This window comes from Paraburkholderia sp. BL17N1 (genome assembly GCF_003634175.1).
GTDB lineage: Bacteria > Pseudomonadota > Gammaproteobacteria > Burkholderiales > Burkholderiaceae > Paraburkholderia.
Genome location: NZ_RBIW01000002.1, coordinates 3,269,263 through 3,283,980, shown reverse-complemented (window position 1 = coordinate 3,283,980; position 14,718 = coordinate 3,269,263). Strand labels below are relative to the sequence as shown.

Below are 14,718 nucleotides of genomic sequence, written 5' to 3'. Positions count from 1 at the left end.
AGGTTCCATCACGTCGGGTCGTGCGACTGCCTGCCACGCGCCGTATGCGTTCTGCTCGATCCCGCAGGCCCGATGTTCAAACGCGTGCGTTCGCACAGGCCGCTCCGGTTTCGTATCAAGGCGTCAGTCTGGAAGCACGAACTCGGTACGCATGTCTTCGATCGCCTTCTGGACATGATGTGACCAATCCGCGCCGAGGTCGTTGAGCGGCACGATGTTCCAGTTGCGGCCGGATGCGTCCGGCGGACACCGCTCCGGTAGCGGTATGCGCACGCGCAAAGCGCCCGGCACGTCCGCGGCGATTTTTGCAACGCGGTTCTGCAGTTCGTCGCGAATCTGCTCAGCGGTTCGAACGGTCTTCCCCATCGGTCTGCCTCTCTCGGTCGCATGTGCGGTTCGTGACTGAATGGCGCATACGTTCCTTTCGCGTGAGCATGCGCCAACGATGCTTTAAGTCTAGTCGCTAATCCGGGGATGTTTGGATAATCGCTCGCTTGCGCGGACCGCATCAAGGGACGGCACGCAACAAAGGCGCTCGGAAAATGCGCAAAAGCCAGAAAGACCCGGGAAAGAGGCGCGGGTGTCGCTCGCGAGGCTGCATTGAAACCCTGTGTCACGCGCGGCAAGAGCTGCATACATCTTATGAGCGGTTGACGACCGGCCGGCGCATCGTGGGTGGGACGGGCAGTGAGGCAATCCCCGTAACGCCGCCGAAATCGCGTATTCCATCTTGCGCTCGTTGGGGTACAGTGCATGGAGCTGCTGCTTGAGGCTTAGTACCTCTTCGAATTCATGACAGGAACCTGCATCAGAAGCGCGAGATAGTTCGGCCTCTGTTATCAATCACCGGATATGTCAGTTCCGCTTTGGGCAGGTATCCGCGAGAAGCCGCGCAAGCGCGAAAGACCGTAGCATGTGAGTTACCCGAGCGTCGAATGAACTGTGCACGGTGCACGGTGCATGTGCAATCCATGCGCGCGCGGTGCGTTCGCGGCGCAGCGACGGCCGTCCGGGAGTCAAATCATGGAAAGTAAGAAAGGCTGGCTACGCAAGGATCTCGATGCGTTGCGTCTGCAGTGGACGATGCTCACCTTTTATGAACGATTCGAGCAGCTTGTCGCGCATGTGCTGAGCGTCGTGATTTCCATCATCATCCTCGTGTCGCTCTGGCAGTTGATTCACGCGGTGATCTCATTGCTGGTTGCGGATGCGCTGAACCCGCTGGATCACGCGGTGTATCAGACCGTCTTTGGTATGGTCATGACGCTGCTGATCGCGATGGAATTCAAACATTCAATTACGCGCGTGATGGCGCGGCGCGATCACATCGTGCAGGTCAAAACGGTGCTTCTGGTGGCGCTACTGGCTATCGCCCGCAAATTCATCATTCTCGATCCGGCCAGTGCGCCCGCCCAGATCGCGGCGCTTGCATTTGCGCTGGTGGCGCTGGGGAGCGTCTACTGGCTGATGCGGCAGCGTGATGACCAGGTCGACGCGCCGAACGCCGTGCAAGCGGAGCGTGATCGCATGCTGCGCGCGCAGCGACAGCAAGGGGGCCCGCCCCGTGAAGGCAGCCGGCCCGACAATTAACTTGAGTCGCCGCGCTCGTCTCGTGACGGCAGTGTAAGCGTCAATCCGCCGGACGGCGTCGATGATCACGGGAAGTCCGGTCGGCTGATGCGCAAGCGACGCTGCCGGCAACAATTTTCAGTCCGCAGTCCTCTCCCCGCAGCGCAAGCGCCCTTAAGAGGCCGGTTGGCGCCATACCCATGGCGCAGGCGATGTCGCGAATGCCGTTCGCAAAAACTGCTCGGCCTCCTTCAGCGTGGACACGGTGATGGCGCTTGCACCGGCGGTCATTCAAAACCGGTGGCTGCGAATTCGCCCATTTCCAGATTCGAGTGCCCCTATGGATCACTTCCCGAGACGGTCATTCCGGCGGCTCTGGCAAAGCCGGGTGGCCACTACAGCCATATTTCAATTGCGTAAGACCTGATTCGTGTCAGGCCGGGTCGGAGACGCCGAACCCGCTCGCACCGCCGTGCCGCTTCCGGCACTCCACTTCGGTCTGAAGATTGAGATTTAAGCTGTCGCACAAGAATAAGCGCGTCGATTCGCAACGCCAGGTTTGAGGTCGATGCGACGCATCGACAGACAACATCCGCCCCCGCATCGCCACGCAATTCATGCTGTGCACCCCACCAAGAACGATCGATTTGAATGGTTGGGATGCCGCGTTTGCAATAAAGGCCATTTTTTGGGGTGATTAAATTGGTTCGTCACGAGTCCGTTGCGAAGCCGTTCCAGGCGACGGGCGTCAAGTTTCAACAGAGACGGCATCGCACGAGGCCGCGCCAGCTTCAGCTGTCATTGCACCATCAATCTCTCTATGTAAGGAGCAGTTCGCATGAACGACGCCCAGATCAAGAATGGCGGTATCAGCCGACGCGACATGATGCGTCTTCTCGCCGCCGGCGGAATGCTTGCCACTGGCGCCGGCGGACTGTTCGCCGGTGCGAAGTCGGCGATCGCCGCGCCGGCGCCCAAGAAGGGCGGGGCGATCCGGGTGGCGTACGACGCCGGATCGAGTGCGGACACCATGGACCCGGCCAAGGGCTCCGCAGGGTCTGACTACATTCGCTTCTTCATGTTCTACAGCGGACTCACGCAACTGGACCAAAGCTTGACACCGCAGATGAATCTTGCGGAGGCGGTGGATACTTCCGACGGTCGCGTCTGGATCATCAAGCTTCGCAAGGGCGCGACCTTTCATGACGGCAAGGCGCTGACACCGGCGGATGTCGTGTATTCGCTGATGCGCCACAAGGACCCTGCGATTGGCTCGAAGGTGAAAACGCTGGCCGATCAGTTCACCGATATCAAGGCAAGCGGTCCAAACGAAGTGACGTTGACCCTGGCGTCGGCCAATGCCGACCTCCCGGTCATCCTCGCCACGCCGCAGTTCGTCATCGTCAAAAACGGTACGACTGACTTCTCGTCGGGAATCGGTACTGGTCCGTACAAGGTCAAAACGTTCAAGCCGGGTGTGACCACCATTGGCGTGCGCAATGAGAACTACTGGAAACCGGGTCTGCCTTATCTGGACCAGATCGAACTCATCGGGATCGGCGATAACGCCGCCCGTGTGAACGCTTTGCTGGCCGGCGACGTGCACCTGATCAATTCCGTCGATCCTCGTTCGACCCAGCGAATCGCGTCGACGCCGGGCTATGCGGTCCTCGAAACGAAGTCGGGGCTCTATAGCGATCTGATCATGCGTCATGACAATCCGCTCTCCGGCAATGCGGACTTCGTCGAGGGCATGAAATACATGTTCGACCGCGAGCAGATCCGTACTGCCGTATTTCGCGGCTATGCCGTGATCGGCAACGACCAGCCGATTCCGCCGGGGCATCGCTACTTCAATGCGTCGGTACCGCAACGGCAGGTAGATCTGGACAAGGCCAAGTACTACTTGAAGAAGGCGAATGCGATCGGCCCGGCGCTGCCCCCCATCTACGCGACGCCCGACGCAAATGGCTCGATCGAGATGGCCGAACTTCTGCAGCAGACGGGCGCGAAGATCGGCGTCAACGTGACGATCAATCGCGTGCCCGCCGATGGCTATTGGTCGAATCACTGGATGAAGCATCCGCTTGGCTTTGGCAGCGTGAATCCGCGTTCGAGCGCGGACGTCCTGTTCACGCAGTTCTTTAAATCGGATGCGCCATGGAACGAGTCGGGCTGGAACAATCCGAAGTTCGACCAGTTGCTCGTCGCTGCACGATCGGAAACGGACGAGACCAAACGCAAGCAGATGTACGGTGATATGCAGCAGATCGTTGCGACGCAGGGCAGCATCGGTATTCCGGCGTTCATCAGTATTCTCGATGCGAACGACAAGCGTCTGCAAGGACTCGGGTCGATCCCAACGGGTGCGATGATGGGCTTTTCGTTTGCCGAACACGTGTGGTGGAACGCGTAAGCCCGCGCGGTGAAGCGTGACCGGCGCACGGACATAGATTGACCGATGTCCTGACGCCGCATCGTGTGCTGCGGAGCGTCCGCAAAACGGTGAGATCTGTGCAGCACGCCCACGAATACGGCACAACGCCGGGTTTTTAAGGTGATTAAATGTCTCTCAGTGCGGTCGCATCCTTTCATGATCAGCGCCGCGCATGCGGCGTGCGTTGGGAGTCATGTGCATGAAGTCCAAATTCGTCCGGCTGTCAGAAACGGCGCGGACTCCGGTCCGGTTTTGCATCGACGGAGAAACCGTCACAGGCTTTGAAGGCGATACGCTTCTCGTAGCCATGCTGTGCAACACGGATCATGTGCGTCATTCGGAGTTCGGTCCGGAAACACGCGCCGGCTTCTGCCTGATGGGTGCGTGTCAGGACTGCTGGGTGTGGACCACGGATGGCGAACGCATGCGCGCCTGCACGACAATGGTCAGTGCCGATCTGAACATGGTGACTCGCCAGCCGGAGGTGCAATGGCCGAACCTCGCGTGATCATTGTCGGCGCGGGGCCGGCTGGGGTTCGCTGCGCTCAGGCGCTGGTCGCCGCCGGATTGCGTCCGCTTGTCATAGACGAAAGCAGGCGCGACGGCGGCCAGATCTACCGGCGCCAGCCAGATCAGTTCACTCGCCCGTATAGCAAGCTGTATGGCACCGAGGCGCCGCGTGCGCTCGACCTGCACGAGAGCTTCGAGCGCCTTCGCGCGAGCATCGACTATCAATCTGAAACCCTTGCATGGAATGTCGCAGGCGGCACACTCCACACCACGCACGCGGGCGTGGCGAGCCAGCATCCGTTCGACGCGCTGGTGCTGTGTCCGGGCGCGACCGACCGGCTGATGCCGGTGAAAGGCTGGCAACGGGCCGGTACGTATAGTCTCGGTGCGTCACAGATCGCGCTCAAAGCGCAAGCGTGCGCGATCGGCAGCAACGTGGTGTTCATGGGTTCGGGGCCGCTGCTGTATCTCGTCGCGAGCCAGTATGTGCAGGCGGGTGCAACGGTAGCAGCGGTGCTGGACACCTCGCCATTCGGCAAGCGTCTGCGTGCGTTGCCGAAGCTGCTTGCGCGGCCCGATGTACTACGCAAGGGCGCTGCGCTGGTCTCGTCGCTCAGGAAGCAGGGCGTGAAGATCGAGACGGGCATCGTGCCGGTGGAGATTCACGGCGATGACCAGCGGGGTGTGGATGGCGTGAGTTATCGCACGGCACATGGCGCGCAGCATCGTATCGCGTGCGACGCAGTGGCGCTGGGTTATCACCTGCGGCCCGAAACGCAGCTCGCGGACCTCGCAGGCTGCACTTTTACATTCGATGCATCGACGCGCCAGTGGCTACCGCAACTCGACGAGATGGGGCGCAGTTCGGTTAAAAACGTGTATCTGGCAGGTGATGGTGCGCGTGTGCTCGGCGCGGACGGCGCCGAAACCGCCGGGGCGCTCGCAGCGTTCGCCGTGTTGCAGGATCTCGGCAGCGCTGTCGATGCATCGCGGGTCGCGTCCCTGATTCGCACGCGGGAGAAAATGGACCGTTTCCGCGCAGGGCTCGCCATCGCGTTTCCCTGGCCGGCCCAGCAGGCGGCCGCGCTCTCCGACGACACTATCGTGTGCCGGTGCGAAGGCATCTCGGCAGGCGAATTGCGGCGAGTGGTTCGCGACGAGGGCGCGCGCGAAGCGAATCGTGCCAAGGCATTCAGCCGTGTCGGCATGGGCCGCTGCCAGGGGCGCTATTGCGGCCATGCCGCGGCTGAAGTGATCGCCAGCGAATCAGGCGTGCCGCTCGAACAGGTCGGCCGCTTGCGCGGTCAGGCACCCGTGAAGCCATTTGCGATCTCAACGGTTTCCGATACCTTGGCTGCAACGCAGGTCGTGGCCGGGCATACCGCGCTTACGACGCTGGAGGAAGAATGAAGCGGATGGAGGCGGATGTAGTCATTGTCGGTGGTGGCTTCATGGGCGCGGCGGCGGCCTTTTTCCTGCGCCAGCGCGGACGCTCTGTCATCGTGCTCGAGCGCGGCCTGATCGGCCAACAGGCGAGCGGCACGAATTTCGGCAACGTACGCCGTCAGGGGCGCTTTCTGCCGCAATTGCCTCTTGCTAACCGCTCACGCGAGATCTGGGGAAAACTCCCGGAACTAATCGGTCATGATGCAGAGTTTCTGCCGTCGGGACACGTGCGTGTCTGCTACCGGCAGGAACAGGACGACGCGCTCGAGATCTATGCGCGTGAGGCCAGTCACTATGGACTGAAGCTCGATCTGTATCGCGGCGCCGAGATGCGTGCCAAATTCCCATTTCTGGGCAAAGAAGTGCGTGCGGCTTCCCACTCCGTGATGGACGGTCACGCGAATCCGCGCCTTGCCGCGCCGGCGTTCGGTCGAGCTGCGGCACGCGCGGGCGCGCGTATCGAAGAGAACACGGAGATTGCCGTCGTCGAGAAAGACGGCGATACATTTCGCGCACGAAGCACCGACGGCCGTGAATTCTGTGCGCCGAATCTGCTGATTACAGCGGGCGCGTGGGGAAATCAGCTGAGCGAACAATTCGGTGAAGCCGTTCCGATTGCCGTGCGGGCGCCCCAGATGGCCGTGACCGAACCCATGCCTTATGGACTGCGCGAGGTGGTCGGCGTGACCTCACCGTTGCTCGAAGAAGTCGTCTATTTCCGGCAGGTCAAACGCGGAAACATTGTGATCGGGGGCTGCGCGCGTGGGGCCGCCTACCTTGACGAGCGTCGCGCAAAAGTCTTGCCGGAAAGTCCGCTGATCCAGTTCCGTCAACTGGCGCGCGTGGCGCCAGCGCTGACTCGGCTGCATATCATTCGCGTGTGGAGCGGCGTGGAGGGCTACATGCCGGACGATCGCCCGATCATGGGGCCGAGCAACAAGGTGGATGGTCTCTACTATGCATTCGGTTTCTGCGGCGCGGGTTTTCAATTGGGCCCGGGCGTCGGCGATGTCATGGCCGAGCTTATCGATACCGGCGCAACCAGCACGCCGATCGACGCATTTGCAATCGAACGGTTTGCGGCAACGGCGACGTCCGCAGCGGTCGCGGCATAGCACGGTCAAAGGCGCCGACACCTGCGCGCCGCGCTCTGCACAGACTCTGCTACGTGCCTTCGTATTTGCGCATGACGCCGAGTGCCTTCCTGAAAAGCGCCCGCATCAGGCCGGCCACGCATTTTGATAGCTTGCACGCGGGCTTGCCGCTCCCGATATGAACACGGCACGCCGCGTTCACCCGATTGTCGGCGCTTATTACTCTTTCCTGGATGTGTGCGATGACTTCTCTCTCAACGAACGCTTATAACGTCGATCCGGTCGCATGCCAGCGTTTCTATATCGACGGCCGATGGATTGCACCCGCAAAGCCCACATTCATGCAGGTTATCAATCCCGCGACGGAGGAACCCGTCGCAGAGATAGCGCTGGGTTCCTCCGAGGACGTCGATCGCGCGGTCAGTGCTGCCCGCGCGGCGTTCGATGACTGGTCGTCCTCGACTGTAGCGACGCGCGTCGGCATTCTTGGCAGGATGCATGATCTGATTCTCGAACGAAAGGAAATGTTCGCCCAGGCAATATCGCTTGAAATGGGCGCTGCAATTTCTTTCGCGCGTTCACTGCAGGTTCCGCTTGCGGCCGAGCACGTTCGGATCGCACGCGACGTGGTTTCGCAATATCGCTTTGTGTCCGTCAATAACGGCACGGCAATTTCACGTGAGCCGATCGGCGTTTGCGCGCTCATCACGCCATGGAACTGGCCGCTTTACCAGATCACCGCAAAGGTGGCTTCGGCGCTCGCGGCCGGGTGTACGGTGGTTCTCAAGCCGAGCGAGTTGTCGCCGCTCAGCGCGCAGCTCTTCGCACAACTGGTTCACGACGCCGGCGTTCCTCCCGGCGTATTCAATCTGATTAACGGCACCGGTCCGAAAGTGGGTGCGGCGCTCGCGGAGCACGTGGACGTCGACATGATCTCGATCACCGGATCGAACCGCGCCGGCGTGCTGGTTGCCCAGGCGGCTGCGCCAACGGTCAAGCGTGTCGCCCAGGAACTGGGTGGCAAGTCCCCGAACGTCATGCTTCCTGATACCGATTTCGCGAAGGCCGTACCGCTCGGCGTGATGTCCGCATTTCGCAACGTCGGACAATCATGTAGCGCACCCACGCGGATGATCGTGCCCCGCGACAGACTTGCGGATGTCGAAGCTTTGGTCGTGGCAACTGCCGAGGCAATTATCGTGGGCGATCCCCAATCCGACGCGACGGTATTAGGGCCCATTGCCAACGAGGCCCAGTTCAACCGCGTACAGACCATGATTCTCGCGGGCGTGGAGAGCGGAGCGAAATTGATTTGCGGAGGGCCCGGGCGAGTGGAAGGTTTTAGCAAAGGCTTCTTTGCCCGCCCGACGATTTTCTCCGAGGTACTACCTCAGATGCGGATCGCGCAGGAAGAAATCTTCGGTCCGGTTCTTTGCATCATTCCCTACGACACGATCGACCAGGCAGTCGAGATAGCGAACAGCACACCTTATGGACTGGGTGCCCACGTGCAGACTCAGGATATCGACGCCGGGCGCACGGTGGCATTTCGCATTCGCGCGGGACAGGTTCATATCAACCATCCGGCATGGGATCCGCACGCGCCGTTCGGTGGCTATAAGCAATCCGGTAACGGACGTGAGTATGGTGTTCAAGGATTCGAAGAGTACCTCGAAACGAAGGCTATTCTTGGTCACGGATGATCGAGGCACGACTTTGATCCCTGAAAAGTGGGGATCTGCCTACGTTATTGTCGCAACCGAAAAGCCGATCGGCAGGGCGATCCACCAGGTCTCGTCATGACACCGTCAAGTCCCACATTTCAGCTTTTGCCTTTCGAAGCCGGGTCGGCGCGCTGGTCGCGCGATGGCTTCGAAGTGGATACCGACCGGCAGCGTATCGATGTGCCGGCTACCCAGCGTCTGCTGATCGAGGAAAGTTACTGGGCGCAAGAATCGACGGCCGACGCTTTGCGGCGAGCAATAGCCGGATCCGTGGCGTTTGGGCTGTATGACGGCTCGCGGCAGATCGGCTTTGCACGAGTCGTCACGGACGGCGTCGCGTTTGCTTACGTACGTGACGTGATCGTGGCAAGTGCATATCGTGGGCGGGGTCTGGGCTTGTGGCTCATGCAGACGATTGGCGAGCATCCCGACCTGATACCCGTGCGCCGATGGATGCTGTCGACCCGGGATGCTCATACGCTCTACGAAAAGGTCGGCTTCAAGCGTGTCGGATATACCGATCTCCTCATGACGAAGGCCGCCGAGTGAGCGCATCGAGCGTCATACGAGCAGCGGGAAAGCATTCTATTCAGGGTAGCTAACATGGCCTACAGGGTTGGAGTTGATATTGGCGGTTCGTTCACGGACTTCGCGGTGCTGGACGAAAAGGACAACACGATTCGAACGTTGAAGGTGTTGTCACGTCCCGATGAACCGGGCGCGGAGATCAGGACCGGTATGGCGGTATTCGCCGAGCGCGATGGCATTGCCGCTGCAGACGTCAGCTACTTCACGCATGGGACGACCGTCGGCGTCAATACCGTCATCCAGCGCAAGGGCGCCAAACTGGCGCTTCTCACCACCCTGCATTTTGAGGACGTGCTGGAGTTGGGCCGTCTCAAGATGCCGCGCTTTCACAATCTGTATGCGCGCCGTCCGGTCCCGCTGGTTCCTCGGTATTCGGTATTTGGAATCGACGAGCGTACCGACGCCGCCGGCAAGGTTCTCACGAAGGTCGATGCCACAGCCGTCAAGCGAGCCTTCGAGCAGGCACAGGAGCAGGGTTGCGAGGCCATCGTGATCTCCTTTCTGCATTCCTATCGCAATCCGGAGAACGAGCGGGCTGCAAAAGCGGCGATCGCCGATATCGCGCCTTCTTTTCCGGTGTTCTGTTCAAGCGACGTGTGGCCCATCATCCGCGAATATGAGCGCACCGTGACCGGGGTGATCAGCGGCTATGTGCAGCCGAAAGTGGCCCGTTATCTCACGGCTTTCGAGGAAGCACTAAACGAAGTCGGCGTTCCCGTGCCGCCGCGCATCACGAAATCGAACGGAGGCGTGATGAGTGCGCGCCAGGCGAAGGAAGAATGCGTGCAGATGATCTTGTCGGGTACCGCGTCCGGGGTGATCGGCGCCGGCTATCTGGCGCGCATGATGGGACTGCCCAGGATACTGAGCCTCGACATCGGCGGCACGAGCGCCGACGTGGCCGTCATTGTGGATGGCGCGGCGGAATATGGTGCAGGTGAGTTGATCGGTGAGTTCCCGATCTTCATCCCTTCTGTGTCCGTCACGTCGATCGGCCAGGGCGGCGGGTCGATTGCGTGGGTCGATGACCTCGGCGTGCTGCAGGTGGGCCCCGAAAGCGCGGGATCGAGTCCGGGGCCGGCATGCTTCGACAAGGGCGGGCTTCGGCCGGCGGTGACCGACGCGTTCGCCGCCTGCGGTTTGATCGGCCACAGCAAGCTGGGTTACAGCGCCGTGAACATCGACGTGAAGAAGGCGCAAACCGCATTGGCGCCGCTCGCAGACGCGCTGAATCTGAGTTTGTTCGAAACCGCCGAGAGCATCATTACGATTGCTGTATCGGGCATGTTCGCCGATACCAGCGGATTGATGTCGCGCTTCGGCATTGACCCGCGCGAATTCTATCTGCTCGCATTCGGCGGTGCAGGCCCGATGATGGCGTGCTTTCTCGCACGCGAACTGAATATCAAAGGCGTGATCGTTCCGCCGACACCGGGTGTATTGAGCGCATTGGGTGGGTTGATAGCCGATCTGAAGAACGATTTCATCAAGACGTTGTATATCGATCTGGATGAGGATTCGATCGCGTTGCTGCAGGAATCGTTTGACGCGCTGAAATTGCGCGCCGAGCATTGGCTCTATCGGGACCAGCAGTTCGAAGGTGAAAGCACGCTCTCGTACACGACCGAGATGCGGTATCGCGGACAGTCGTTCGAAATCGAAGTGCCGCTCGATCCGGACTGGGTCGCTCATGGCGATCTGGACGCGATCACCGCAGCCTTTCACGCGCAGCATCAGCGTTTGTTCGGCCACAGCGATTCCCTTGCGCCGCTGCAAATGATCAGCCTGCGTCTGCTGATTACCGGCAAGACGCCGAAGCCGGCGCTCGCGCGCATCGCACACAGTACGGCCGCTCCGGTGCCCGCTGCGTTCGTCGACGCATACGTCGACGGCAAAGTGCGCAACGTAGCGCTATATCAGCGTGCGCATTTGCTTGCGGGACAATGCTTCGATGGTCCGGCGATCGTCGCTCAGGACGATTGCACGACATGCGTGCTGCCCGCAATGAGCGTGACAGTCGATACATTCGGCAATCTCGTGATCAGCATGCATTGATGGCCCGCCTGCGTCGCGCCCGTGCTGCTCGCGGACACGCACAACGATAATCCCTCAAGGAGCCATACGTCATGGCGATTGACCGTCGTAACCTGCAAGTTCTTGCCAACTACTGCGCCGCCGCAGCGGACGCGATGGCTTATACCTTGCTCCGAACGGCATACTCGACGTTCGTGAAGGAAACGGAAGATTTTTCATGCACGATCCTGACCGAGTCGGGCATGGCATTCGCCAATCCGCGAAGTTTCGGCGCACCGTGGTACAGCGGGATCGACTATGCTCCGGTCATCGAGATGTTCGATGACTACGAAGACGGCGACGTCTGTATCACGAACGACTCGTATAGCGGGCATGTCGCCACGCATTCTCCCGACATCCATATCTGGAAACCGGTATTCGACGACGGTGTCCTTGTGTGCTTCGTCGCAGGCCATATTCACAATACGGACGTAGGCGGCGCCGTGCCGGCCTCGCTCTCCCGGTCGCTCACCGATATCGTGCAGGAAGGGATTCGTATACCGCCCGTGAAGATCTACCGGCGAGGCGTTCTGAACGAGGAGATGGCCGCGATGATGCGCCTGAACGTGCGTGCGCCGGATCAGAACTGGGGCGACTTCAACGCGCAGATAGCGTCGGTCAATATCGGCGAGCGCAAGGTCAAGGAAATCATCGCGCGCTTTGGCCGGGAAGATTTCAAGGAGGGCGCACGCGCCATTCTCGACCATGCCGAACAGCAGGCGCGAAATGTCATCCGCACCATTCCCGACGGCGAATATTTCTTTGCCGACTACGCTGACGAAGACGGCGACGGCGGCGTGCCATGCCGTATCGCGCTTACGCTGCGCGTGAAGGGCGACGAGGTCGAACTCGACTATACCGGCAGCGATCCGCAACTCGCGTCGTCGCTGAACATGCCGACGGGCGGGCGCGAACACCATCCTTTGCCGCTGGTCGGCCTGACCTACGTGCTCTATACGCTGGACCCGCGTATCTGGATGAACGCCGGAACCCTGCGTGCGGCAAGGGCGATTCTTCCGGCAGGCACGGTCGTCAACTGCGAAGCGCCTGCTGCCGTGGGTATGCGCTCGCTGACATGCATGATGACGCAGATTGTCACGTTTGGCGCATTCTCGCTGGCGCTTCCCGACAGGATCCCCGTGACGGCGCCCGGTGGCAACGCCATCATGAACGTGAAGACCGTCGATCACGCCAATCGGCCCGTCATGGCGTCCATTGGGCCGGTGGGCGGCGGCGGCGGAGCGACCCCTGTGTCAGATGGCGTCGAGGGTTGCGGTGGTGCGTCGGCGTTTCTCAAGAACACGCCGATCGAAATCAGCGAAGCTGAAGTGCCGATCTTTTTCCTGCGTTACGGTTTGTGGCCAGACACGGCCGGCGCCGGGCAGTATCGAGGCGGCATGTCCACGGTGATGGAGTTCCGCGCGTCGACGCCCAACACGATCGTGACGGCGCGTAACCGTAACCGTTCAGTGTTTTCGTCGTGGGGCGTGAAGGGAGGCCGTGCGGGTGCGCTGTCCACCTTCCAGAAGAACCCGGATACGTCCGATGCTATCGAACTGGGCAACACGGACGTCGTCCGGTGCGATCCGGGCGACGTTATCCGCGTCATTGGTCCGGGAGCAGGCGGCTACGGCGATCCGATGCTGCGCGATGCGCAACGCGTTCTGTCGGACGTTCGCAGCGGCTTCCTTTCACCTGAGCGCGCGCTCGAAGACTATGGCGTGGCGGTGAAGGGGACAGGAGTGCAACTGTGTATCGATCAGGATCTGACCGCGACGCATCGCGAGAAGAGGCGTGGGGTGGCTGGCGGGCACGAGCATTTCGACTATGGTCCGACGCGCTCTGCATTCGAACAACGCTGGACACGCGATCGATATGATGAGATGACGACTTTTCTCGCGAGCCTGCCGGTTGCGTGGCGTCACTTCATCAAACGCCAAATCTTCATGGTGGTCGATGCGCAGACGGGCATGTCAGTCGACTTGCGAACGCAGATGCAGGAAATCTTCAGCGCGATCCGCAGCAAATATCCTGCGCTTACGCCCAGGCCTGAATAGCTTTGACGGCATTCCGGTTTGCGGTGTGGTGCGGGGGATGATGCGATTACGATGGCCGTCGCGCTGCGTGCACGTACAAGCGCGCAGCGTATAGCACGCAATTCGATCATAAGGCGTTGTCAACTTGCCGAAATCGCTCTCCGGCGCGGACATGGCTCCAGCGTTGGAGAATCTGCTGAGAGGCGTTATTGAGTGGCAACAAGCGCTTGCCAGAGCAGAGAGTAGCGATTCAAGCTGTTACGGCGGTCATGCGTGGCGCTCAAGCCGCGAGAAGATATTGCGCACAGGCCGGCCGAGAGCACTAGACTTCCTTCATGGGAACCGTCCGGTCGCATGGAAGAGTGCATCGCGGCGAATGTAGCGGCGCGCGTGGGTTGGATGGACTCACAACCGCCACCAATCTTAAGCGATAACACGGCTCCTGGAAGACATGTCAGCTGAATGCCCGAAGCTTTCGCTGTGCTGATGCTTTCCCGAGGAGAGACACGATGAGCATTGCATTGATTGGCGCCACCGGCCGCACCGGTCGCCTGGTGGCAGAGAAATTGCACCGTGCGGGCATTTCGTTCCGCGCGTTGCTGCGCGACGAGGCGCAGCGGGCCCATTTCGAAGGCCTCGGCGCGACCGTTGCGATGGTCGACCTGACGCAGGACTTCGGCGCGGCGCTCGCAGGTGCTCGTACAGTTATTTTCACAGCCGGATCCGCTGAAACCGAGGGCGCCGCACAGGAGGCTCAGATCGATCGGGACGCGATCATCAAAGCGGTGGATTATGCGAAGCAACATGGCGCGGACCGCTTCATCGTTATCAGCACCTTGCTGGCATACGCCCCTGAACGCGCGCCGGATGCGCTTCGGCATTACGCGCAGATGAAGCGCGCATCCGACGATTATCTGATCGGCAGTGGGCTCGATTATCTCGTGCTGCGTCCCGGCACGCTGACCATGGAGCCGGGTACCGGGACGATTGAGGTCGTGATCGACGCGCAGTCGGCTCGTGCCCCCGTGGCGCGCGCGGATGTTGCCGACGTCGTGCTCGAAGCGCTCAAGGTGGGCGTCGTTAACACGATCTTCGGGTTTGCCGGTGGCAGTGAATCGATCGACGACGCGTTGGCCGCGCTTCGTTGACGTTGCGCGCCGCGCCGCAGAGGTCTTGGTCAGTGGAGAGCCGGGTCGTTGGTCGCAGTGGCTTGGCTATGAACGAGCCCTCCGTGCCCGTGC

The 14,718-nt window shown here is 60.9% G+C and carries 11 protein-coding genes and 2 pseudogenes; 11 read left to right on the top strand and 2 right to left on the bottom strand.

What is annotated here, in order from left to right; genetic code table 11:
* Positions 1–123: 123 nt before the first annotated feature.
* The gene (locus B0G82_RS34640; RefSeq protein WP_121310525.1) at positions 124–366 is read right to left on the bottom strand and encodes a hypothetical protein; all 243 of its coding nucleotides are present in this window, start codon (positions 364–366) and stop codon (positions 124–126) included.
* A gap of 657 nt (positions 367–1,023) precedes the next feature.
* Here B0G82_RS34640 and B0G82_RS34635 point away from each other — a divergent pair.
* The gene (locus B0G82_RS34635) at positions 1,024–1,590 is read left to right on the top strand and encodes a phosphate-starvation-inducible PsiE family protein (protein WP_121311040.1); all 567 of its coding nucleotides are present in this window, start codon (positions 1,024–1,026) and stop codon (positions 1,588–1,590) included.
* 82 nt (positions 1,591–1,672) lie between these two features.
* Here the strand turns inward: B0G82_RS34635 and B0G82_RS40790 are convergent.
* Positions 1,673–1,860, bottom strand: a pseudogene (locus B0G82_RS40790) (DSD1 family PLP-dependent enzyme); the annotation flags it as partial.
* A 27-nt stretch (positions 1,861–1,887) separates the two neighbouring features.
* Here B0G82_RS40790 and B0G82_RS40785 point away from each other — a divergent pair.
* The 10 genes and pseudogenes from B0G82_RS40785 to B0G82_RS34580 all read left to right on the top strand — a co-directional run bounded on the left by B0G82_RS40785 (position 1,888) and on the right by B0G82_RS34580 (position 14,625).
* Positions 1,888–2,086: pseudogene (locus B0G82_RS40785) on the top strand (hypothetical protein).
* A gap of 321 nt (positions 2,087–2,407) precedes the next feature.
* Entirely contained in the window at positions 2,408–3,985 is a 1,578-nt protein-coding gene (locus B0G82_RS34620) for an ABC transporter substrate-binding protein (RefSeq protein WP_121310524.1), read from the top strand.
* Positions 3,986–4,205: 220 nt separating this feature from the next.
* On the top strand, positions 4,206–4,514 hold the full coding sequence (locus B0G82_RS34615) for a (2Fe-2S)-binding protein (protein ID WP_116123773.1): 309 nt from the start codon (positions 4,206–4,208) through the stop codon (positions 4,512–4,514).
* Positions 4,496–5,926, top strand: a complete 1,431-nt coding sequence (locus B0G82_RS34610; protein ID WP_121310523.1) for an NAD(P)/FAD-dependent oxidoreductase — start codon at positions 4,496–4,498, stop codon at positions 5,924–5,926. The genes B0G82_RS34615 and B0G82_RS34610 overlap by 19 nt, the downstream gene beginning before the upstream one ends.
* On the top strand, positions 5,923–7,077 hold the full coding sequence (locus tag B0G82_RS34605) for an FAD-binding oxidoreductase (RefSeq protein ID WP_121310522.1): 1,155 nt from the start codon (positions 5,923–5,925) through the stop codon (positions 7,075–7,077). The genes B0G82_RS34610 and B0G82_RS34605 overlap by 4 nt, the downstream gene beginning before the upstream one ends.
* Before the next feature lie 221 nt (positions 7,078–7,298).
* Positions 7,299–8,759, top strand: coding sequence for an aldehyde dehydrogenase family protein (locus B0G82_RS34600; RefSeq protein WP_121310521.1), 1,461 nt, complete (start codon positions 7,299–7,301; stop codon positions 8,757–8,759).
* Between the two features lie 96 nt (positions 8,760–8,855).
* Complete coding sequence (locus B0G82_RS34595) at positions 8,856–9,329, top strand: GNAT family N-acetyltransferase (protein WP_121310520.1); 474 nt, start codon at positions 8,856–8,858, stop codon at positions 9,327–9,329.
* Between the two features lie 54 nt (positions 9,330–9,383).
* Positions 9,384–11,423 (top strand): hydantoinase/oxoprolinase family protein, encoded by a 2,040-nt coding sequence (locus tag B0G82_RS34590; protein WP_121310519.1) that lies wholly within the window; start codon positions 9,384–9,386, stop codon positions 11,421–11,423.
* Positions 11,424–11,494: 71 nt separating this feature from the next.
* On the top strand, positions 11,495–13,498 hold the full coding sequence (locus tag B0G82_RS34585) for a hydantoinase B/oxoprolinase family protein (protein ID WP_121310518.1): 2,004 nt from the start codon (positions 11,495–11,497) through the stop codon (positions 13,496–13,498).
* Between the two features lie 500 nt (positions 13,499–13,998).
* Positions 13,999–14,625, top strand: a complete 627-nt coding sequence (locus tag B0G82_RS34580) for an SDR family oxidoreductase (RefSeq protein ID WP_241974963.1) — start codon at positions 13,999–14,001, stop codon at positions 14,623–14,625.
* Positions 14,626–14,718: the final 93 nt, after the last annotated feature.